At 65.1% G+C, this 22,041-nt stretch carries 20 protein-coding genes; 9 read left to right on the forward strand and 11 right to left on the reverse strand.

From position 1 onward, the window contains the following. Positions 1-30 precede the first annotated feature (30 nt). From HGP13_RS15220 to HGP13_RS15245, 6 genes are all read right to left on the reverse strand, one after another. Positions 31-2,328, reverse strand: coding sequence for a xanthine dehydrogenase family protein molybdopterin-binding subunit (locus HGP13_RS15220; RefSeq protein WP_172226742.1), 2,298 nt, complete (start codon positions 2,326-2,328; stop codon positions 31-33). Continuing rightward, positions 2,325-3,308 (reverse strand): xanthine dehydrogenase family protein subunit M, encoded by a 984-nt coding sequence (locus HGP13_RS15225; RefSeq protein ID WP_172226744.1) that lies wholly within the window; start codon positions 3,306-3,308, stop codon positions 2,325-2,327. Before HGP13_RS15225 ends, HGP13_RS15220 begins: the two co-directional genes overlap by 4 nt. Further along, positions 3,305-3,784 carry a (2Fe-2S)-binding protein gene (locus HGP13_RS15230; protein WP_172226746.1) on the reverse strand — a complete coding sequence of 160 codons (480 nt, stop codon included), beginning with the start codon at positions 3,782-3,784 and terminating at the stop codon, positions 3,305-3,307. The genes HGP13_RS15225 and HGP13_RS15230 overlap by 4 nt, the downstream gene beginning before the upstream one ends. Positions 3,785-3,932: 148 nt before the next feature. Beyond that, complete coding sequence (locus HGP13_RS15235) at positions 3,933-6,191, reverse strand: xanthine dehydrogenase family protein molybdopterin-binding subunit (protein WP_172226748.1); 2,259 nt, start codon at positions 6,189-6,191, stop codon at positions 3,933-3,935. Continuing rightward, a complete protein-coding gene (locus HGP13_RS15240) occupies positions 6,181-7,239 on the reverse strand; it encodes a xanthine dehydrogenase family protein subunit M (protein ID WP_172226750.1) in 1,059 nt (352 codons plus the stop codon). Before HGP13_RS15240 ends, HGP13_RS15235 begins: the two co-directional genes overlap by 11 nt. Then, the gene (locus tag HGP13_RS15245; protein ID WP_172226752.1) at positions 7,236-7,733 is read right to left on the reverse strand and encodes a (2Fe-2S)-binding protein; all 498 of its coding nucleotides are present in this window, start codon (positions 7,731-7,733) and stop codon (positions 7,236-7,238) included. The genes HGP13_RS15240 and HGP13_RS15245 overlap by 4 nt, the downstream gene beginning before the upstream one ends. 306 nt (positions 7,734-8,039) lie before the next feature. Between HGP13_RS15245 and HGP13_RS15250 the strand changes: the two genes are divergently transcribed. The 7 genes from HGP13_RS15250 to HGP13_RS15280 all read left to right on the forward strand — a co-directional run bounded on the left by HGP13_RS15250 (position 8,040) and on the right by HGP13_RS15280 (position 15,751). Further along, entirely contained in the window at positions 8,040-8,645 is a 606-nt protein-coding gene (locus HGP13_RS15250) for a TetR/AcrR family transcriptional regulator (RefSeq protein ID WP_246707393.1), read from the forward strand. A 4-nt stretch (positions 8,646-8,649) separates the two neighbouring features. After that, positions 8,650-8,886, forward strand: a complete 237-nt coding sequence (locus HGP13_RS15255) for a hypothetical protein (protein ID WP_172226756.1) — start codon at positions 8,650-8,652, stop codon at positions 8,884-8,886. A gap of 248 nt (positions 8,887-9,134) precedes the next feature. Next, a complete protein-coding gene (locus HGP13_RS15260) occupies positions 9,135-10,793 on the forward strand; it encodes a tetratricopeptide repeat-containing protein (RefSeq protein WP_210266363.1) in 1,659 nt (552 codons plus the stop codon). A gap of 303 nt (positions 10,794-11,096) precedes the next feature. After that, on the forward strand, positions 11,097-11,849 hold the full coding sequence (locus tag HGP13_RS15265; protein ID WP_172226758.1) for a DeoR/GlpR family DNA-binding transcription regulator: 753 nt from the start codon (positions 11,097-11,099) through the stop codon (positions 11,847-11,849). Positions 11,850-11,957: 108 nt separating this feature from the next. Beyond that, positions 11,958-13,529, forward strand: coding sequence for a sugar ABC transporter ATP-binding protein (locus HGP13_RS15270; protein ID WP_172226760.1), 1,572 nt, complete (start codon positions 11,958-11,960; stop codon positions 13,527-13,529). Next, positions 13,526-14,512, forward strand: a complete 987-nt coding sequence (locus tag HGP13_RS15275) for an ABC transporter permease (RefSeq protein WP_172226763.1) — start codon at positions 13,526-13,528, stop codon at positions 14,510-14,512. The genes HGP13_RS15270 and HGP13_RS15275 overlap by 4 nt, the downstream gene beginning before the upstream one ends. An 87-nt stretch (positions 14,513-14,599) precedes the next feature. Then, on the forward strand, positions 14,600-15,751 hold the full coding sequence (locus HGP13_RS15280) for a substrate-binding domain-containing protein (RefSeq protein WP_172226766.1): 1,152 nt from the start codon (positions 14,600-14,602) through the stop codon (positions 15,749-15,751). A 97-nt stretch (positions 15,752-15,848) separates the two neighbouring features. Here HGP13_RS15280 and HGP13_RS15285 read toward each other — a convergent pair whose 3' ends face one another. Next, positions 15,849-16,778 (reverse strand): LysR family transcriptional regulator, encoded by a 930-nt coding sequence (locus HGP13_RS15285; RefSeq protein ID WP_172226769.1) that lies wholly within the window; start codon positions 16,776-16,778, stop codon positions 15,849-15,851. Positions 16,779-16,872: 94 nt separating this feature from the next. Here HGP13_RS15285 and HGP13_RS15290 point away from each other — a divergent pair, with 94 nt between their 5' ends. Continuing rightward, a complete protein-coding gene (locus HGP13_RS15290) occupies positions 16,873-17,883 on the forward strand; it encodes an NAD(P)-dependent alcohol dehydrogenase (protein WP_172226772.1) in 1,011 nt (336 codons plus the stop codon). On the opposite strand, the gene HGP13_RS15295 is transcribed toward HGP13_RS15290, so the two are convergent. The 4 genes from HGP13_RS15295 to HGP13_RS15310 form a co-directional block, all read right to left on the reverse strand. Next, positions 17,884-18,156, reverse strand: coding sequence for a hypothetical protein (locus tag HGP13_RS15295; protein WP_027062013.1), 273 nt, complete (start codon positions 18,154-18,156; stop codon positions 17,884-17,886). 180 nt (positions 18,157-18,336) lie between these two features. Then, positions 18,337-19,341 (reverse strand): NAD(P)-dependent alcohol dehydrogenase, encoded by a 1,005-nt coding sequence (locus tag HGP13_RS15300; RefSeq protein WP_172226775.1) that lies wholly within the window; start codon positions 19,339-19,341, stop codon positions 18,337-18,339. 36 nt (positions 19,342-19,377) lie between these two features. After that, positions 19,378-19,641: a hypothetical protein gene (locus tag HGP13_RS15305; protein WP_172226778.1), complete on the reverse strand. Its 264-nt coding sequence runs from the start codon at positions 19,639-19,641 to the stop codon at positions 19,378-19,380. A gap of 93 nt (positions 19,642-19,734) precedes the next feature. Beyond that, positions 19,735-20,487: a thioredoxin family protein gene (locus HGP13_RS15310; protein WP_172226781.1), complete on the reverse strand. Its 753-nt coding sequence runs from the start codon at positions 20,485-20,487 to the stop codon at positions 19,735-19,737. A 317-nt stretch (positions 20,488-20,804) separates the two neighbouring features. On the opposite strand from HGP13_RS15310, the gene HGP13_RS15315 reads away from it, so the two are divergent. After that, a complete protein-coding gene (locus HGP13_RS15315) occupies positions 20,805-22,025 on the forward strand; it encodes a helix-turn-helix domain-containing protein (RefSeq protein ID WP_172226784.1) in 1,221 nt (406 codons plus the stop codon). The last annotated feature ends 16 nt before the right edge of the window (positions 22,026-22,041 follow it).

The raw sequence follows: 22,041 nt of genomic DNA on the forward strand, positions 1-22,041 counted from the left end.
CCGTTGTGATACGAGCGGGCCGTTACGGCGCTAAATCAGCTTCTCCAGCGTGATCGGCAGGTCCCGCACCCGCTTGCCTGTCGCGTGGAACACCGCGTTGGCGATCGCGGGTGCCACGCCGACAATGGCCAGTTCGCCGACGCCCTTGCCGCCAAGCACCGAGGAGTGCAAATCGGGTATCCCCACCGAGATCACCTCGATGTCGGGAATGTCGGCATTGGTCGGCACGAGGTAGTCGGCGAGGTTGTTGTTGACGATGCGGCCGTGGCGGCGGTCCATGATGCCTTCCTCGAGCAGCGCCTGGCCGATGCCCATGATGATGCCGCCCTTCCACTGGCTTTCGGCGAGTTTCGGGTTGTAGAGCCGGCCGGAATCGAGCGCCGACACGACGCGCGACACACGCACCGTGCCGAAATCCTCGTCGACGCGCACCTCGATGAAATGCGCGCACCAGGAGTGGCGGGAATAGTCGCCTTCGGTGTGCGGCAGCGACATGGCGATGGTGGTGTAGTTCTTGTAGCGCTCCTCGGCGGTCGAATTGGCCGGCATGGTGTCGCCGGTGGCCTCGATCCGGTCGCGGCCGACGCTCTTGAACAGTTCGGCAATCGAGACATAGAGACCGTCGCCGCGCGGTGAAGCGATGCGGCCGTTGGCGACGACCAGCGTGTTGGCTTGCAGCGCGTGGAAGGGTGAACGCGGATCGCCGATGGCCAAGCCGACCAACTGGTCGAGCGCCGAGGTCGCGGCCTTGTAGACGGCACCTGTCATGACACCGGCAAGGCGCGAGCCGCCGGTGACGCCGGCGCGGGGAAAGCGGGAATCGCCGAGCTTCACCACCACGTCGTCGGCCGGCACGCCGATGGTCTCTGCGGCGGTCTGCGCCAGGATGATGTAGGTGCCCTGGCCCATGTCGATCGACGAGCTTTCGACCTCGACCGAGCCGTCGGCCAGGATGCGCACGATCGCCTCGCCATAGGCGCGCCGCACCGGATAGGTGCCGGCGGCGACGCCCCAGCCGATCAGCTGGTTGCCGTCGCGCATCGAACGCGGTTCGGGTGTCCGTTTCGACCAGCCGAAACGTTCAGCGCCTGCGGCAAAAGCCTCGCGCAACTGCCTGGTCGACCAGGCTTTTTTCGCGTGCGGGTCCTGCTCGGCGTAGTTCCTGAGGCGAATCTCCAGCGGATCGATGCCGACCTCATAGGCAAGCTCGTCGATAGCGCTTTCGATGCCGAAGGCCGAGGGGTTTTCGCCCGGCGCGCGCATGGCGCCCGGCACCACCGAGTTCACCCGCACGACATTCTGCTTCGAGGAGAAATTCGGCGTCGCGTACATGATCGAGGTGACCGAGCCCAGCGGCTCGACCCACATGCCGTCGATGGATGTTTCATTGACGCCGCGATGCACGATCGACTGGATCACGCCGTCACGGTCGGCGCCGATCGTCACCGTTTGCCGGGTCGCGGCGCGGCCGCCGTAGCCGGTAAAAGTCTGCGGCCGCGTCATCACCAGACGCACCGGCCGGCCGAGCATTTTGGCCGCACTTGCGGCCACCGCACCATGGCTGAGCGCCAGCGCCTTGGAACCGAAGCCACCACCGATATAGGGCGAGACCAGCCGCACATTCTCGAACGGCACTTCGAACCATTCGGCATAGGTGCGGGCCATGCCGTCGAGCCACTGGCTCGGCTCCCAGACGGTGAGATGATCGCCTTCCCAGCGCGCGATCAGCCCATGCGGCTCCATCGGCGCCTGGTATTCGCGCGGCGTGTTGTAGGCGGCACAGATCCGCACCGGCGCCGAAGCGAAGGCGGCGGGCGCATCGCCCCATTCCTTGGTCATGGCGTCGATCGGAACGCCGTCGCCGGCCTTGCCGTCGCTGAGGTCGACGATTGCCGGCGTCTGGTCATAGCTGACCTTGACGAGCGCGGCGGCAGCGACGGCCTGCTCGAAGGTTTCGGCGACGACAGCGGCGACATGCTGGCCCGAGAAGGTGATGTCGCGAGCCAGCGGGCAGTAGGGCTGGTCGGGCGGCGGCGTGCCGAACCAGTCCGCCGCGGTTTTCAGGCTGATGATGGTGTCTGGGGTGAGCACCTGCAGCACGCCCGGTGCAGCCTGCGCCTCTGCCGTGTCGATCGCGCACACCTTGCCTGACGCAATCGTGCTTTCGACCAGCACGGCATAGGCGAGGCCCTCGAGCTGCTGCTCGACGGCGTACTTGGCCGCACCGGTGATCTTGGCCAGGCCGTCAACGCGGGACAGCCGGCCGCCGACGGCTTCCGCCAGCGCGCCATCGGAGGCGTCGCCATGTCTTGCGATGTGAACGGTCATGCCGTCTCTCCCAATTTGAGGATGGCTCTAGCTACGACGCGCGGCGCGAGCTCGATCTTGTAGTGGTTGGCGCCATGGTCGACCGCGCCCTCGACCGCGAGCAGGCTGGCGGCACGGACGGTTTCCGGCTCCAGCACCTTGCCTGTCAACGCGTCTTCCACGGCGCGTGCACGCCAGGGTTTTGTCGCAACGCCGCCGAGCGCGACGCGCAGGTCGCGGATGGTGCGGCCATCGGCTTCCAGTTCGAGGCCGACGGCGGCACTTGCGGCGGCGAATTCATAGGATTGCCGGTCGCGGATCTTCAGATAGGTCGAGCGGCGGGCGGCGGCGGAGCCGGGGATTTCGATGGCAGTGATCATCTCACCCGGCTCGATCGCATGTTCCCTGTCGGGCGTGGTGCCGGGCAACAGGAAGAAGTCGTCCACCAGAAGTTTACGCTCGCCGAGATGGACTGTCGCGTCGAAGGCGACCAAAGCGGTGGCGAGATCGCCGGGATACATGGCGATGCAGGCCTCGCTGGTGCCGAGCACGGCGTGGCCACGGGTAACGCCGCCGATCGCCGAACAGCCAGAGCCTGATACACGCTTGTTGCAGGCGGAAAAGTTGGCGGGATCGCGGAAATAGGGGCAGCGGGTGCGCTGCATCAGATTTCCACCGACGGTCGCCATGTTGCGGATCTGTGCGGACGCCGCCTGCCACAGTGCCTCCGAGATGGCGGGGAAGCGGCTCTTGATGTCGGCATGGTCGGCGACATGGCCCATTCTGACGAGCGCGCCGATGGTTGCGCCGCGCTCATTCACTTCGATCCTGTCCAGCCCCTTGAGATGGGTGATGTCGACCAGGCTATCGGGCTCGGCGACGCCGCATTTGGCGAGGTCGATCAGCGTCGTGCCGCCGGCCAGCAGCATGGCTCCGGGCAGGGCGGCCGCCTGGCGTGCCGCATCGACCGACGTGGCGCGCAGGTATGAAAAGTCCCTCATGATGCGACCTCCAGGGCTGCCTGACGGACTGCGGCGACAATGTGCGGATAGGCGCCGCAGCGGCAGAGATTGCCGGCCATGTATTCGCGGATTTCCTCATCCGAGCCGGCATGGCCCTCGCGGATGCAGGCCACCGCCGACATGATCTGGCCCGGCGTGCAATAGCCGCACTGGAAGGCGTCCTGTTCGAGGAAGGCAGCCTGCACGCGATGCAGTTCGCCCTCCCGTGCAAGCCCCTCTATGGTGGTGATGCTGCGACCCTCGGCTTGTGCCGCCAGTGTCAGGCAAGCGAGCACGCGCTCGCCGTCGACATGCACGGTGCAGGCGCCGCACTGGCCATGGTCGCAGCCCTTCTTGGTGCCGGTCAGGCCGAGCCGGTCACGCAAGGCATCGAGCAGCGTGACACGCGGTTCGAGCTGCAATTCGTGATGCTGGCCGTTGATGTCGAGACGAACGGGGATTGTTGTTTTCGTCATGGCGTCGGGCTCCAGTTGCTTGACGCTGAAGGGATTGATTGCGTGTTGGACAGGCGGGGACCCACCTGTCCGTCCCTTCGCTGTCGCTCCGGGTATTCGTCATCTGAAAAGCCAGGCGCCCGGCTTTCCGTTTGTTACGCAGTCTCTCTCAGACCAGCAGGTCCTCGATGCGGATCGGAAAGCGGCGGGGCCGCACGCCGGTTGCATGCCAGACCGCGTTGGCAACCGCGCCGGCCGTGCCGGTAATGCCGATTTCGCCGACGCCCTTGATGCCGAGCGCGTTGACGTAAGGGTCGTCCTCATGGACCAGAAGCGCCTCGACCGATGGAACGTCGGCATTCACCGGGACATGGTATTCGGCGAGGTTGGCATTCTGGATCCGGCCCGAGCGCCGGTCGGTAATGGCTTCCTCGTGCAGCGCGAAGGAGACGCCCCAGATCATGCCGCCATAATACTGGCTGCGCACAAGCCTGGGATTGATGACCCGCCCGGCGGCGAAAGCGCCGACCAGCCTAGTGACGCGGATCTGGCCGCAATCGGGATCGACCTTGACCTCGGCGAAGACGGCGCCATGCGCGTGCTTGGCGTAGGTCTCCTGGGACGCCGGATCCGGAGCACCCTTGCCATGGCCTTCGATCTCGGCGAGGCCGGCGCGAGAAAGGATCTCGGCATAGCTTTCGCTACGATTTTCGTCGTCGCGGCGATACAGCCGGCCGCCGCGCGCAACAACGCCCTCATTGCCGGCGCCGAACAGGGGCGAGGCCTCGTTGGCGGTGGCGAGATCGGCGAGCTTGGCGATCACGGCGGCGCCCGCATTGTGGATCGCCGTGCCGGCCGTCGCCGTATGGCCGGAGCCGCCGGCAATGCCCGCATTGGGCAGGTCGGAGCTGCCGGCCCTGAAATCGACCTGGTCGATGTCGAGCCCCAGCCCATCGGCGGCGATCTGGGCGAAGGCGGTCCAGGCGCCTTGCCCCATGTCCTGCGCGCCGGTCTCCATCAGGCCGCTGCCATCGGCCTTGAGCACCGCGCGCGCCTCGGCCTGGAACATGAGGGCCGGGAAGGTCGCCGTGCCCATGCCCCAGCCGGTGAGGAAACCGTCGGCGTCGCGCATCAAGCGGGGCTGCAGCGGGCGGCTCGCCCAGCCGAATGCCTTCGCGGCCTGGCTGTAGCATTCGCGCAATGCCTTGGAGGAAAACGGCTTGCCGGTCATCGGCTCGACCTCGGCATAGTTGCGCAGTCGGAATTCCAGTGGGTCCATGCCGCAGGCGTGCGCCGCCTCATCGATGGCGCTCTCGAGCGCGATCGAGCCGGTGGCTTCGCCGGGCGCGCGCATGAACAGCGGTGTACCGGTGTCGAGCCGCACCGCCTCGTGCGAGGTGGTGATGGCGGGGCTGGCATAAAGCGTGTGCGAGGCGTCCGCCGCAGGTTCGAAGAAATCGTCGAAGGTGCTCGACGTGGTCCTGGCGTGATGGTCGATGGCCGTCAGCCGCCCTTCGCCATCCATGCCCATGCGCAAGGTCTGGCGCGTTGGCGCGCGGTGGCCGACCGGCCCGTACATCTGCTCGCGCCGCAGCACCAGCTTGACGGGACGGCCAACGAGACGCGCAGCTAGAACGCCCAGCACCTGAGGCCCGGAAATCATGCCTTTCGAACCGAAACCGCCGCCGAGGAAAGGGCTGCGGATGTGGATGTTTTGCGGCGCGATGCCGAACAGTCCGGCTATGCGGCCCTGCGCCATGGCCAGGCCCTGGCTCGGCGTGTCGATCGACAGCTTGTCGCCATCCCAGGCGGCGACGATCGCATGCGGCTCCATGGCGTTGTGGTACTGGGCGGATGTCTCGTAGGTGGCCTCGATGCGCGTCTTCGCCGATTTGAGGCCGGCCTCGACATCGCCCTTGTCCTGCACCGCCGGACCGCCGACGCCGACACCGCGCGGCACGAAGCTTTCGGCACCGTCGAGACCGACGCGCGCCGGCAGCGCTTCATAGCGCGGCGAGAGCAGCGCCGCCCCCTCGGTCGCCGCCTCCAGCGTTTCGGCGATCACCACGGCGATGCTCTGGTTGGGGTAGCGGACCCGGTTGTTCTGCAACAGGTCGAGCCGGAACATGAAGGGATGGTCCTTGGCATCCGGATCGATGGCGAGCGCCGGCCGGTTCTGTGGCGTCATCACCTCGACGACGCCTTTGTGGGCTTTGGCAGCCTCGACATCGAGCGAGGCAACGCGGCCGCGCGCGATGCTGGAGACAGCGAGCACGGCGTAGAGCATGCCGGGCGGATGGTTGTCGGCCGCGTAGCGCGCGGTTCCGGTGACTTTCAGGAAGCCGTCGCGGCGGGTCAGTGGCTGGCCGATGCTGGAGCCCTGCCTGGCATGGGCTGGTTGCTGGTTGAGGCTGAGTTCAAGCGTCATGGCGCGCTCCGGGAATGTTCGAGAACGGTGAGGCAGGCAGGGCAGGCATTCGCTCGGGCGTTCCCGCCAGGGCAGAAATCAGCGCCCTGACCACGATGCGGCGGGCAAGTTCGATCTTGAACGCATTGTCGCCGGAGGGGCTGGCATCGGCCAAGGCGGCGTCGGCGGCACTGGCGAAGGTCGCCGCGTTGGCATCGGCGCCAAGCAGGACGGCTTCCGCCGAGCGCGCCCGCCACGGCTTGGCCGCGACGCCGCCGAGCGCCAACCTCGCGGCGCGGATCTTGCCGCCATCGACGACAAGCGCCGCGGCGGCCGAGACGACGGCGAAGGCATAGGAGGTGCGCTCGCGGACTTTCAGGTAACGGGCGTTAGCGGCGAAGGAAGCGGCCTCCGCCGGCAGGCGCACCGCCACGATCAGGTCGCCGGGCTCCAGCGCATTCTCCCGCTGCGGCGTTTCGCCGGGAAGAAGGTGGAATTCAGCCAGAGTGACGTGGCGCCGGCCCTTCTTGCCCTCGATCTCGACGACGGCGTCGAGCGCCACCAGCGGCACGCAGAAGTCCGACGGATGGGTGGCGATGCAGGCATCGCTCCAGCCGAGCACCGCGTGCAGGCGGTTCTCGCCACCCAGTGCATCGCAGCCGGCGCCGGGCTCGCGCTTGTTGCAGGCGCTGGCGGTGTCATGGAAATAGCTGCAGCGGGTGCGCTGCAACAGATTGCCGCCGACAGTGGCGGCGTTGCGAAGCTGCGCCGAGGCACCTGACAGCAGCGCTTCTGCCACCGCCGGATAGGCTTTTGCGAACGCCGCGTCGTGGGCGAGATCGGCATTGCGGACCAGCGCACCGATGCGCAGGCCGCCATCGTCCAGCCGTTCGATGCGGTTGAGTTCCGGCAGCCGCGTGATGTCGACGATGCGTTCGGGGCTTGTGATGCCGCCCTTCATCAGGTCGAGCAGATTGGTGCCGCCGGCCAGGTAGGCCGAACCCGGCTCGGCCGCCGCCGCGATGGCGTCGGGAATGGTGGCGGGCCTGATATAGTCGAAGTCTCTCATGCCGCGGTCCTCCGGTCGGCTGTGGCAAGTTTTTCCTGGGCTTCCACGATGGCCTCGACGATGCCGCCATAGGCCGCGCAACGGCATATGTTGCCGCTCAGCCCCTCGCGGATGCGTTCGGGATCGTCGCCGGCCTGTCCCTCGGCGATCAGGCCGAGCGTGCTCATGATCTGGCCGGGCGTGCAGAAACCGCATTGGAAGCCGTCATGGGCGATGAAGGCGGCCTGCACCGGATGCAGCTCCTCGCCGTGGGCGACGCCTTCGATGGTCAAGACATTGGCGCCGTCTTGGCTGACCGCCAGCGCCAGGCAGGAGTTGATGCGCTTGCCGTCGACCAGCACCGTGCAGGCGCCGCACTGGCCGCGGTCGCAGCCCTTCTTGGTGCCGGTGAGGTCAAGCCGCTCGCGCAAGAGGTCGAGCAGGGTTACGCGCGGATCGACCTCCAATTTGTGTCGGTGTCCGTTGATGGTGAGGGTGATAGGAAGGCTGGTCATGGGCGTCTGGCTCCAGTTTGCTTGACGCGGATGGGAAGTGAACTGGTGCCTTGCCGGAGAAGGGCAAGGTAACCTTATGGTCAGGACGGGGCGAAAGTGGAGATGACAGCGGATCTCCCGAGAGGCAGGCGGGCAGGGGACAGGCGGGCAGGGGAGATGTCGGCTTGCAGGTTCGAAAGACGTGACATACTGCTTCCCCTTCTTATATGATAAGGGCACTCCACTAAAGCGGAGGCGCCTCCGTTTATAACGTGGGGGTTTGCCCGGCCGGGTTCAAGCCCCCATATTTCTTCCGTGGAGAAAAAATTGGCCGTAGCCGACATCGCCGAAGAGAAGGCCGCAGTGGAAAAGCCGCTGCGCGCGGATGCACGGCGCAACCGCGACCGGCTGGTCGAGGTGGCGGCATCGGTGTTTGCCGAGCGAGGCATCGATGCCTCGCTGGAGGAGATCGCGCGCCGCGCCGGGGTCGGCATCGGCACGCTCTACCGGCATTTCCCGACGCGCGAGCATCTAGTCGAGGTGGTGTACCGGCGTGAGGCGGAGGGCCTGTGCGCGGCCGCTGGTGAGCTCGCGGCAAAACATCCGTCCGATGTGGCGCTGGAACAGTGGATGCAGCGCTTCGTCGACTACATCGCCACCAAACGCGGCCTAGCGACCAGCCTGCGCATCCTGTTCAGCACCAATTCGACGCTGTTTTCCGACACGTCCGGGCGAGTGTCGCAGGCGTTGCGGCAACTGGTCGAGGCGGCGGTGGCCGACGGCACCATCCGTGGCGATGTCGACGCCTCCGATGTGCTGCATGCGCTTTCGGGCATCTACTCAGCGCCCGACACGCCAGAGTGGCGCGACCGCTCGCGCCGGCTGGTCAAGCTGTTGATGGACGGCTTGCGGTTCGGGGCAGGGAAAGGGTGACACCTTGGACGATCTTGCCTTGGTGCTCACAAGGTTTGTCAGCGGCGAGGACACCAGCTTGGCAGCCGCCAACAGCTTGGAAGTGTTGCTCGACGACGCCTATCCTGATGATGAGCTTGTTCAAAGTGCCGTTATGAGCCTTGCGATGTACAGACCCGGCGGCGGCTCATTTCTGTTAGACACGCCGGAGATTCAACGGCGCCTGCACCGCCTTCGCGACTATCTTGCACATCGCACCTGACGCACTCGCGCCAACCCACGCGAATTCCGATCCGCGCCTGCGCCTGTGATCCGCCAGACATGAATTATTCCCAGCTTTGCATCAGGACACCACAAGGCTCGCACAAGCGCCGGGGGCCAGAGTGACGCCGCACATTCGTGCGGGCGGCGTGGAGGCTGAACCGGCCGTAACCACCGCGTGACGGAAGGCTTCAGGGCTTGAAAAGCGCGGCAGTTCAAATCGAAGCATTCGACGAACAGAATCTGATCATGGGCAAGGCGCCCATCGTGCGGGCGGTCTTCGAGGGCAGGGATATTTCCCCCTTGTGGAACGAGCTGTTCGGTCGGGTTTCCGCCGATACTACCGATTCCGCCGCTTTTCTGGATGTGTCGATCCTGCTTCACGCCATAGGTGAGGAAGACAAGGCGGTGCTCAGCCAGAAGGCCGCACTCGACATCAGTCGAAAATACCGGATACGCAACGGGAAGGGGACAGGGCCAAACGTTCTGGTATTCGTGACAGCCGGCGACTTCATGGCCAACACGCCGATCGAGTTCCTGCTCGAGGCCTCAGACGCGAATATCCTGCTCCACTATGTCGACGCCGACACCGCCGACCTCAAGGATGTTCCAGCGCACGATGTCGCCTTCGTGGCGGTCGGCGAGTCGGCGGAAAATCAGCCGGTGCTGGCGAACCTCGACCGGTTGCTGCGCGGCTGGACCGGCCCGATCATGAACAATGCGCCGCGCCTGATCATGGCGCTGTCCCGCGACGGGGTCGCGGACGCGCTCAAGGACGAGCCATCGATCCTTGCGCCTGCCGCCGCGCGCGTCGATCGGGCCCTACTCGAGCAACTGGCTTGCGGGGACATCGAGATCGGCGCGATCCTCGCGGCGAACGCCTTCCCGGTGATCGTCCGCCCGCTCGGCACGCATGCCGGCAAGGGCATGGAGAAGATCGCCACGCGATCTGAGCTTTCAGCCTATTTGGACTCGCACGCCGAGCGCGAGTTCTACGTCACGCCCTTCATCGACTATAGCGGAACGGACCACAAATTCCGCAAGCAGCGCGTGGCCTTCATCAACGGGCGGCCCTATGCCAGCCATCTCGCAGTCTCCGAGCACTGGATGGTTCACTATCTCAATGCCGGCATGACCGAGCACGAAGACAGGCGTGCCGAGGAAGCGCTGTGGATGGCCAATTTCGACAGCGACTTCGCCGTGCGCCACGCCCGTTCCTTCGATGCGCTTCATCGACGTCTCGGGCTGGACTACTTCGCCATCGATTGCGCCGAACTCGCCGACGGCCGGCTGCTGGTGTTCGAGGCGGATGTCGCGATGATCGTCCACTCGATGGATTGGGAGAGCATCTTTCCCTATAAGAAGGGCGCCATGCACAAGCTCTTCGCGGCGTTCGAGAACGCGCTGGAGCGGCGCGTGGCGCGGATGCTCCCGACACCGACCACCGAATGCGCCCATACCGGAAAACCCGCAGTCTATCAGCGGACCCATGACGACTGCCTGGTTTGCGCGCTGGCGATGCTGACGGGTCGGACCTACGAGGAGATCGAGGCGATCGCGCGCGGCTGCGATCCTGCCTATCCGTTCGGCGGGCCGATGAGCCACTCGATCATGCGCGGCGTCGCCAACAAATGCGGCTTCGTTCTGCTAAGCAGCATCTACATGCTGTGGGCCAAACCGGCGATCATCGGCGTGGTTTCGCCGACCGTTGCCAACACCGGCCACGCGGTCTTCTGGGATGGCGAGAAGATCATCGACCCCGGGTTCTGCGAACGCGTCGATCGTGCCTATGTCGACCGGTGCGGGTTGGAATTCACGCAGCGGGCGAGCGATCTCCAACCGCTGATCAGCCATGACATCCAGATCTCCTACCTGGCCGGTGCCGTGACGGCCAATGAACCGCTTTGATCGCGACCGGTTCGCCAACGCCCTGAATACAAAGACCATCATGCCTGCAACTCAGCGCGGGATGCCGCGGGTGCCGGAGGATCCAGACCCGCACAGCCACGGCCTGGCTCGACATCGACGCGTTTTTGGACACACTCGACCGATACCTGGTCGATCGCGGTTTTCTTGCCGCTTCGCTCCCGTGAGCCGTCAATTCGGCGTAGCCGTTTGCCATGGCCGGGCGTCCCGGCACCATCGCACTTGCAACTGAATGCGCACAGTTGTTAAATTCCTCACATTTCAGGGAATGCACAGGCCCAACGCATGACTGCTCGCAAAGCGCAAAGGACGGCACGGCTGATCGATCTGCTGTCGCAGCGGCGGGTTATCCATCTCAGCGAGGCGGCGACGCTTCTCGGCGTCTCGGAGATGACAGTTCGGCGCGACATCGCCACCAACAAGGGGCAGATCGCCTATCTCGGGGGACACATATTGGCGGCGGCCGAGATCGAGGCCGATATTCCCTACGAGCTGGCGACCGCGGCCGACAGCCATGCGGCGGCGAAGCGCGAGGCCTGCGCGTATGCGGTGCGCAAGATACGGCCCGACGAGACGATCTTCATCGACTGCGGCACGACGCTGATCCATCTGATCGATCTCATTCCCGACAATTATCGAATAACGGCAATATGTTACGCCATGAATGTCGCGGAGCGCCTGAGCCGCAAAGCCAATGTCACCATCATCATGCTGGGCGGCGTCTACCATCCGGCGTCGGCGTCGTTCTCGGGCACGCATGATTTCGAGATCTTGAACAGCGTCGGCATCAACGCCGCCTTCCTGTCGGCCGCCGGCGTCGATGCCAAGCGCGGCGCCACCTGCGAACATTTTCACGAGGCAGTGGTGAAGCAGAAGGTGATGAGCCTGGCGCGCGAGAACTATCTGGTCATCGACTCGAGCAAGATCGGCAAGCTCAAGCGCGCCTTTTTCTCGGTCATGGACGGCTTCGACGCCATTGTCACCGAGCATGGCGAAGTCGGGCCGGATTCATTCCGGCCGCCGTCGGACTCCGTTTGACATTTCGTACTTCTGATGGAAAAGTCACAAAAAAAGTAAGGGAAGTCTCAAAAGAGACTCTCGACAGTCTGGGTAGGGGACGCGTCAAAGGGAGGAAGTGCGGGCGTCATGATCGAACAGGGTTCGATTGCGCTGATTTCCGAGGCCCCCTTGCTGCGCGTCGAGGGCGTCAGGAAGCGGTTCGGCGGCGTCAATGCGCTGCGCGGCGTCAGCCTCGAGATCCAATCCGGTGAAGTCCACGCGCTGCTTGGCGAAAACGGCGCCGGCAAATCGACGCTGATCAAAATCCTGAGCGGTGTGCATGTGCATGATGGCGGCTCGATCGAAATCGCCGGCAAGCGGGTCTCCTTCGCCTCGCCCGCCCAGTCGCGCGATGCCGGCGTCGCGGTCGTCTACCAGGATCTGAGCCTGGTCGAGTCCCTTTCAGTCGCCGACAACCTGCTTTTGGGGCGAGAGCCGAAGACGCGGCTTGGCTTCCTGAAAAAACGCCAGCTGGTGGCGCAGGCCGAAGCCTTCCTCAAATCGCAGAACATTCCGCTCGATGCCCGCGCCATGGTCGGGTCGCTGCCCTTCGCCTATCGCCAGATGACCGAGATCGCCAAGGCGCTGATGGGCGATGTCCGCCTGCTTATCCTGGACGAGCCGACCTCGGCGCTGACCGACGACGAAGAAAAGATCCTGTTCGAGGCGATCCGCGCGGTCGCCGCGCGCGGCGTCGGGGTGATCTACGTCACCCATCGCCTCAACGAAGTGTTCCGGATTTCGAACCGGGTGACCGTGTTCCGCGACGGGCAGAACGCCGGAACATTCGTCACGGCGCAAACCTATATGCGGCAATTGGTGGGCGCGATCGTCGGGCCGGATCATGCCGTTTTGAAGACCGACGGCGCCGGGCAAAGCACGCCGTCATCGACTTCCCCTGGTTCATCTCAAAAGCCCGTGCTCGAATTGACTGATGTCAGCAATGACCGGCTCGATCGCGTCAACCTCGAATTGCGCAGCGGCGAGATCCACGGCCTCGCCGGCCTGATCGGCAGCGGACGCACCGAAATCCTGCAGACCATCTTCGGCCTGCGGCCCGTCCAGTCGGGCGAGGCCAGTCTCGACAGCGTGTCGCTGAAGGGCACAGACCCGGCGGCGGCAATTGGACAGGGCATCGCGCTGGTGCCGGAGGACCGGCATCTGCAGGGCCTGGTTCTCGAACATTCGATCGAGCGCAATTTGACCTTGCCCCGGTTGCCGACTTTCTCGCGCCTCGGCTGGCTGCAGCGCGGTCCGGCGAGCGAGCACGCCAATGCGGCGATGCGCCGGCTGGCCGTCAAGGCGCCAGGTGCGTCGACCCTCGTCAAGAACCTGTCCGGCGGCAACCAGCAGAAGGTGGTGTTCGGCAAATGGAACGAGCCGCGGCCGCGCGTGCTGTTGCTCGACGAGCCGACGGTAGGGGTCGATGTCGGCGCGCGCGAGGAGATTTACGGCGTCATTCGTGCCGCGGCAGCGGCAGGAAGTGGTGTGCTGCTGGTGTCCTCGGATCTGTCCGAACTGCTGCAGCTTTGCGACCGCATCTCGATCGTCGTCGATGGCCGCATCACCAAGACGATTGCGCGGCAGGAATTCGGCAGCGCCGAGGACCTCCATCACCTGATTCAACTTTCGCAGCCATCGGAAGAGCACGCGGCATGACCGAAACCCAAAGCCCGGCAAAAGCTGCCGTCAATCAACCGGGCGGTCGCTCGGCGCTGCGGCATCTGCTACAAGGCGAGCGTCCCTACATGCTCTACGTCGCCTTCGCCATCATGCTGATCGTCTTCAGCCTGGCGTCGCCCTGGTTCCTGTCGATCGACAATTTTCTCAACATCGGCCGGCAGACGACGCTGGTCTCGATCATTGCGGTCGGCATGACGTTCGTCATCATCTCCAGGCAGATCGACCTGTCGGTCGCCTCGACGCTGGCGCTGTCGGGCATGAGCGCATCGCTGGCCATGGCTTTCGTCGCCAACAACTGGGTCGTCGGCGCGGTGGCGGGACTGGGTACCGGCGCGCTGATCGGGTTGATCAATGGTGTCTTGACCACGCGGCTTGAAATCCCGTCCTTCCTGGTGACGCTCGGCACGTTGAGCGGTGCGCGCGGCCTGGCGCTGATGGTCACCAACACCAAGCCGGTGATCATCACCAACGAGTATTATTTCGCGATCTTCGGCGAAGGCTCGGTGCTTGGCATCCCGGCGCCGATCCTGTGGACGCTCGGCGTCACCGTCGCCGGCATATTGCTCTTGCACTACAGCGTCTACGGGCGGCGGGTTTACGCGGCGGGTGGCAACCCGACGGCGGCACTCTATTCCGGCGTCCATATCAAGCAGGTCACGACGCTGGCCTTCGTGCTGACCGGGACGCTCGCCGGGCTGGCGTCGCTGATCCTGTCGGCGCGTTCGCACGCGGCGCGGCCCGACGTGGTGCAAGGCATGGAACTCGACGTCATCGCCTCGGTCATCCTCGGCGGCTGCAGCCTGTTCGGCGGCCGCGGCTTCGTGCTTGGCACGCTGCTCGGCAGCCTGATCATCGGCACGCTCAACAACGGGCTGGTGCTGCTCGGCGTCAGCTCGTCGCTGCAACTCGTCATCAAGGGAGCAATCATCGTCGCCGCGGTCGCGTTCACGAGGAGGTAAGGCGCGCATCCCCGGATATCACCGAATACCAGCAGAACCGCCGGCTCCAAACGGCATACGAACATCAAGAATCAACGGAGGAAAGTCATGAAACATTCGGCACGAATCCTGTTCGGAACATTGAGCCTCGCCGCCAGCGCCTTCGCGCTGTCGACGTCCCTGAGTCTTGCGCAGACGCCCGACACCTGCGTTACCGGCGTCGACCTCGCCACGCTCGGCCCTAAGGGCATTGTCGGGCAGGGCCCGCATGGCGAAAAGGCAGCCTCGCCCGACGAGCTGAAATTGACCGACGACGAGGCCGCCAAGGTCAAGGCCGGCAAGTTCAAGGTCGGCATTTCCATGCAGACGGTGAACCTCGACTGGTCGCAGCTGCAAGTGGCGGGCATCAGCCAAACGCTGGCCAAATATGGCGTCACCGTCACCGGCGTGGCCTCGGCCGAATATCAGGTCGACAAGCAGATCGCCGATATCGAGAACACCATCCAGCAGCACCCCGACGGCATCATTTCCATCCCCGTTGATTTCACCGCGACGGCGCCGACCTACAAGAAGGTGGGCGAGGCCGGCATCAAGCTGGTTTTCATGGACAGCATTCCGGTTGGCCTCTCATCGCCAAAGGATTTTGCCTCGATGATCTCGGCCGACAGCCAGGGCAATGGCCAGATCGCGGCGACGATCCTGGCGTCCTGCATGCCCAAGGGCGGCACGATCGGCCTGGTGAATTTCGGCGTTGACTATTTCAGCACCAATGAGCGCACCAAGGGCGTCAGCGAGTGGATGAAGAAGAACCGGCCCGACATCGTCATGAAGCAGGTCGACTTCACCGATCCCTCGAAAGTGTCGCAGATCGCAGGCGACTTCCTCACCGGCAATCCCGATGTGAAGGGACTTTACGCGGTGTGGGACCAGCCGGCGCTCGACACGCTGTCCTCGATGCGCGCGCAAGGCATCGACATTCCGATCACCACCGTCGATCTCGGCCTGCAGTCGGCGATCGAGATCGCCAAGGGCGGTCCGCTCAAGGCAACCGGTTCGCAGCGCCCCTATGACCAGGGCGTCGCCGAGGCAATGGCCATGATGAAGGCGCTGATCGGGCAACCCACGCCCGCCTGGGTCGGCGTGCAGTCGCTGCCGGTGGTGCAGTCCAACGTGCTGGAATCCTACAAGACCGTCTTCCACAAGGATCCGCCGGCCGAACTCGTCGACGCCTGCAACGGCGCCAAGCCGAAGTGCAATTGAGGTAGCAGCATCGGCGCGGGAGGGATCCCGCGCCCATGGCTGGCTTTGCCGGGCGAGAATGGTCTATGCGGCCGAACGATCGCCCGTTCGCAATACGTCATCCCTGCCAGGGCAGTCGCCCGGAAAACCGCTCGACGATCCAGTCGGCGAATGCGCGGGTCTTGTTCGGGACATGGCGGGATGAGGGATGCACCATATAGACGGCGCCCTCGCTGGGAACCGGAAAGCCTTCGAGAATCCGCACGAGACGTCCGTCGGCAAGCTCGCGTCCAACAAGCCAGTCAGTTGCATAGAGCAATCCCTGCCCGGCAATGGCGGCCAGAACCAGGGCTTCGGCATCGTCCGAGATGAAAGGTCCTGAAATGGGCACCACGAGTTGCCGCGCACCAGGCATGATGAACTCCCATGCATTGGGGTTCGTCTTGCCGGCGAAGACAAGGCACTCGTGACCGATGAGGTCCTCGGGCGACGCGGGGACGCCCCGCCGTCCAAGATAGGCGGGCGAAGCGCAGATCATCCGCTTTCGCTCCGCCAGCTTGCGGGTCATAAGCCGCGAATCGGGTAATACCCCCAGGCGGATGGCGAGATCGAAGCCTTCTCCGATCAGGTCGACGAAACGGTTGGAAAAGGCGACGTCGAGCGTCACTCCGGGATAGGCCGCAAGGAAATCGACCAGCATGGGCATCAGCCACATGCGGCCAAAGCTGCCTGGCAAGGCCAGCCGCAGGCGGCCTCGCGGCTCCGCATCCGAGAACCGCCCAGCTTCCAGGCCAGCAGCCAGCAAGCCGCCCAGCAGGGGGCGAATCCGACCGAGATAGAGATCACCGGCTTCCGTCAGCACCACCCGGCGCGTCGAGCGTTCGACCAGCCGGACGCCAAGACTTTGCTCCAGGTTCTGGACACGTCGCGAGACGACGGTCGCATCGCGGTGGAGGCGATGGCCGGCGGCGCTGAACGAGCCTTCCTCGGCGACAGCGATGAACGCCGCCAAGGCTTCGGTGTCAGGAACGGAATTCGATTGCTGCATATCTTGCAGCAATAAACTGCAAGATCTCTCTCTTCAATTCATTTTTTGCAGAGGTCAAATGATATCAGTGCAATGATCCCGAAAGGACCGAGACATGCGTGCCATCATCCTGAACAAGCCCTCGCTCGACGCTCTGAGCCAGATCGAGCTGCCCGACCCGTCGGCGCCACAACACGGCCAGGTGAATGTGCGCATGCGCGCCGCCAGCCTGAACTTCATCGATCTCGCCGTTGCAAAGGGACAATATCCCGGCATCGTCTTTCCGCTGACGCCGGTTGCCGACGGATCGGGCGAGATCATAGCAATCGGCGACGGGGTGACCGGATTGAAGATCGGCGATCGTGTCGCCATTCACCCCAAGGCGCTGTGGGTCGCGGGCCGCCCCACGGCAGCGAAAGCAAATACGATGCGCGGGGTATCGCTGCCGGGTTCGCTGCTCGAGATCGCGACGGTGGATGCCGTATCGGTTGTGAAGGCGGCGGACCATCTGTCATGGGAAGCGATCGCCACGCTGCCCATCGCGGCGACCACGGCGTGGAATGCGCTCGCTTTCGCCGATGCCGGGCCGGGCTCGACGGTGCTGCTCCTTGGAACCGGTGGCGTTTCCATCTTCGCATTGCAGCTTGCCAAGGCCAGGGGCGCCCGCGTCATCATCACCTCGTCGTCCGATGCCAAGCTCGATCGCGCGCGTGCGCTCGGCGCCGACGAGACGGTGAACTACCGCAAATTTCCCGATTGGGATGATGAGGTCCGGCGCCTGACCGATGGCATCGGCGTCGACCTGGTGCTGGAGACCGCAGGGCCCGATACATTCACCCGCTCGCTCGCCGCCGCCCGCCAGACCGGCCTGATCTACACGATCGGCTTCCTGACCGGAACGAAGTTCGAGCTCGACCTGATGCCAATCATCGTCAAGGCCCTGCGGGTGCAAGGCAACAACACCGGCTCCGTCGAGGATCTCGGTCGTGCGATGCAAGCCATCGGCGCCGCGCGCATCGAGCCCGTGATCGACCGGACCTTTAGCGTCGCGGACATCGGTCAAGCGTTCCGCGTGCTTGCGGAGGGCGGCTATTTCGGCAAGATCGCCGTCCGCCTCGACTGGTGACTACCCCTTCGTTTCCACCAGAATCACCAGCGACTCCGGCACGACGCCATCGTGCGTCATGGCGTCGGCCGCCGCCTTGCTCTGCATCAGCGCCGCCATCTTATCCATGTCGGGAACGTCCATCATCACGGCCACCCGTTTCGGGTTCTGCGGATCGACGAAGGTGCGGATGTTGGTGATCCCCAGCGAGCCGAAAAGCTCCTTGCGCTTGGGTGAACTGAGCCAGTGCTTGGTGTCCTTCGAGATGTTGTGATGGCCGATTACGGTTGGCATGGCATCCTCCCCAGGGTGACGCCGGCGGCCGATGTCGCCCGCCTGATGCTGCAATCCACCTGTACAGGCCAGTGAGCGCCGTTTCCCGCAGGCTGTCAATTAGCTGTTGCTGATGGATTGCCGCGGTGTTGGGCAAGGTGCAAAGCGAGGTCGTCAGTACCTCCGCGTCCGCGGCAGCGCCTAAAGCTCCAGGCAAACCTTGCCGAAATGCTTCTGGGCCGCGTAATGCGTGAAGGCGGCGGCGATGTCGCGCAGCGGGAAGCGGCGGTCGACGACGGGCTTGATGCGGTTGACATCGATCGCGCGGATCATGTCCTCCTGGTCCGCCCGGCTGCCGATGGAAATGCCGCTGATGCGGATCTGGTTCGAAAATATTGCCGGGATCGATACTTCAGCCGCAAAGCCGGTCAGCACGCCGATCAGGGCGATGTGGCCGCCTGTCCGGCAGGCGGTTATCGATTGCGCCAGCGTGGCGGGGCCGCCGACCTCGATCACGTGATCGACACCGCGACCGTGCGTCAGATCCCTGGCCTTGCGGCCCCAGTCCGGCACGGCCTTGTAATTGATGGCGGCGTCGGCGCCGAGGCTTTTGAGCCTTTCCAGTTTTTCCTCATCGGATGAGGTGGCGATGACCCGGGCGCCGGCGGCCTTGGCGAATTGCAGTGCAAACAGCGACACGCTGCCGGTGCCGAGGACCAGCACCGTGTCGCCGGGCTTCACCTTGCCGCACGCAACCAGGCCGCGCCAGGCGGTGACGCCGGTGCAGGTCAGCGTCGCGGCTTCGACATGGGTGTAGCCTTGAGGCGCCCTGGTGAAGGCCTGCGCCGGCATGCAGACATATTCGCTGGCCACGCCGTCAAAACTGTCGCCCGGCACATCGTGCCTGGTGGCGGGCGTCATATCGCCGTCCAGCCACCAGGGATAGAAAACGCTGACGACGCTGTCGCCGGGCTTGAGCGCATCGACACCGCTGCCGACGGCGATCACGTCACCGGCGCCGTCGGACAGCGGCACACGGCCATCGGCGAGCGGTGTCTTGCCCTGCACCGCGAAATCGTCGCGCATGTTTAGCGAGCAGGCGCGGATCCTGACCATCACGTCGCCAGGCCCTGGCTGGGGCGGGTCTTCCTCGACCAGGTCGAGCCTGTCCAAGCCACCGGGCGCCCTCAGCCTGACGAGCTTCATTGTCTGTCTCCGAAATGTGGGAAGTTTGACGCGAATCTAGCGGACCTGGCGGCCTGAAATGACCCGCAGCCAGGGCGCCAGGTGGAAGGCGCTCATCAAGAGATACATGGCTGCCATGCCGGTCAGCGGAGAGGCGTTGGCGCCCATGCACAACATGGCCGCGTCGCCACCTTGAATGCAGGAAAGCAGGGCCATCACGGCGAAGGTCGGTGCCGCGGCGAGGCACAGCCAGTCGGCGATGCCGAGGGGGGCGGTGTTTTCGGCGGCCGCGCGGCCGGTACCTGAATGGATATCGCTCATGGTCTTTTTCCTTTGGCGAGACTTGGCGGGGCCGAGACCAGGACTTGGGTTCCTCCCGCTCCGTGAGGGAGAGGAACCCAAGCTGGATGGCCCTTACTGCTCGCCCTTGTCCCTGAACGCGGCTTCGCCTGCAGCGGACACTTCGGCCCATTTCTTGTCGGCCCCGGCTTCGTAATTGTCGTGCCAGTTCCACCAGCTGTAGAGCGGGGTCTGCGGATAGCCTTCGGGCGAATCCTCCCATATCTCCTGGCGGCCGAGCGGAGTGGCGTCGAGATAGCTCCAGACCGTGCCCATCGCCTCGTCGCCGCGGCTGTTGATGAAGTAGGTGCGGAAGACGCGGTCGCCGTCATGGAAGAAGACATTGTGGCCATGCCATTCGTCGACGCCGAAATCCTTGTCGAAGCTGTCGGTGATCGTGTACCAGGGTATGTCCCAGCCCATCCGCGTCTTCAGGCGGGCAATGTCGGCCTGCGGCGCGCGAGAAGCGTAGGCAAGCGTGGTGTTGCGGGCGTTGAGATGGGCGAGGTGGCCGACCTGGTCGGCGCCGAGCGAGCAGCCGCGGCAGGCGTGATCGGGCCAGCCATAGACGCCCGGCTCGAAGAAGGCGCGGTAGACGATCAGCTGGCGGCGGCCTTCGAACAGGTCGAGCAGGCTTTCCTTGCCATTGGGGCCCTCGAACACATAGGCCTTGTCCACTTCGACCCATGGCATGCGCCGGCGTTCGGCGGCGAGTGCGTCCTTGGCGCGCAGCGTCGCCTTCTCCTTGACGAGAAGCTGCGCGTGCGCGGCCTGCCATTCCTGCGGTGAAACGATCGGGGGGGTCTGCATCGTCATGTGCTTGGTCATTGGTCTTTTCCTTTGCCAGTGGTGCGGTTTGTTGTTGCCTGGGTATCCAGGCTAGGGCGGTGAAGCGGGGTGGGGTGAGTTACATCCGCGACGGGATTTGCATCATCCGGCCCGGCGCAGCAGGGGTGGCGGGGCCGTGCGGTGTGTTCGAGATCTTCGGTTGCAGGCATTTTCAACTACCTCTAGTGAGATGCTTAATAGCGACAGCTAAGATGCTTATTTTAGGCGTCAACCGTGCGGCTTGCCGGCCGGCGGTGTTGATCTAAGTTAGGGCCGCATGCGGTGGGGGTGGGAGTTACAAGTGTGACGGGATTTGAATGGACTCGCTGATCACGGCAGCGGCACTGGCGCTGGCGGCGGGCGATCCGCTCGGCGCACTCGACCGCGTTGCGCTGCGCGAGGATGCGCCGGCGCTGGCGCTGCGCGGCATCGCCATGGCGCAGCTCGGCGACTTCGACCGCGCCAAGCTGCTCTTGCGGCGGGCGGCTCGCGCGTTCAGCCCGAAAGAGGCTGTCGCGCGCGCCAGATGCGTCGTTGCCGAGGCCGAGATCGCGCTGGTCTCGCGTGACCTCGGATGGCCGGCCAAGGCGCTCGACGCGGCGCGCACAACGCTGGAAAAGCATGGCGACCGGCTGAACGCGGCGCATGCCGGCCACCTCAAGGTGCGGCGCCTGCTGCTCATCGGCCGGCTTGACGAGGCCGAGCATGTGCTGGCCGGTCTCGACCCGACGCCGCTGCCGCCGGCCGCGCGGGCCGCGCATGAGCTCGCTGTCGCCGGCATCGCCATGCGGCGGCTCAGAACCCGGCCGGCGCGCGCAGCACTCGAATGGGCGCGCCACGCCGCCCGCCAGGCCGGCATTCCCGGTCTCATGGCGGAGGTCGATAGCGCGTCCCGGGCGCTGGACACACCCGCCGCGCGGCTGATCACGCAAGGCGCGGAGCGGCCGCTGCTGCTCGAAGAGGTCGAGGCGCTGCAGGCATCCCCGGCGCTGGTCGTCGATGCATTTCGCTATGCCGTGCGCGCCGGGGACGGAACGGTCTCGCTGGCCAGCCGGCCGGTGCTGTTCGCACTCGCGCGTGCGCTTGCCGAGGCATGGCCCGGGGATGTGTCGCGCGAGGAGTTGGTGGCGCGGGCCTTTGGCGGCAAGCATGCGGATGAATCGCATCGCGCGCGGCTGCGCGTCGAGATCGGCCGGCTGCGCGCCGAGCTTGGCGCGCTGGCTGACATCAGTGCCACCAAGCGCGGTTTTGCGCTGGCGCCGCGCCAGGCGCGCGCGGTGATGGTGCTGGCGCGGCCGATCGAGGAGCGGCATGCGGCGGTGCTGGCCCTGCTGGCCGACGGCGAAGCCTGGTCGAGTTCGGCGCTGGCGCTGGCGCTTGGCACCGGCCAGCGCAGCGTGCAGCGGGCGCTCGAGCCGCTTGCCGAGGCCGGCAAGGTGCAGTCTTTCGGCCATGGAAGGGCGCGCCGCTGGATGACGCCGCCAGTGGCTGGATTCACGACCACCTTGTTACTCCCGGCGCCGCTGCCAAGTAGTTAGGAAAGGGTGGATGACC

Origin of the sequence: Mesorhizobium sp. NZP2077, assembly GCF_013170805.1 — a bacterium.
In the GTDB taxonomy this organism is placed as follows: Bacteria; Pseudomonadota; Alphaproteobacteria; order Rhizobiales; family Rhizobiaceae; genus Mesorhizobium.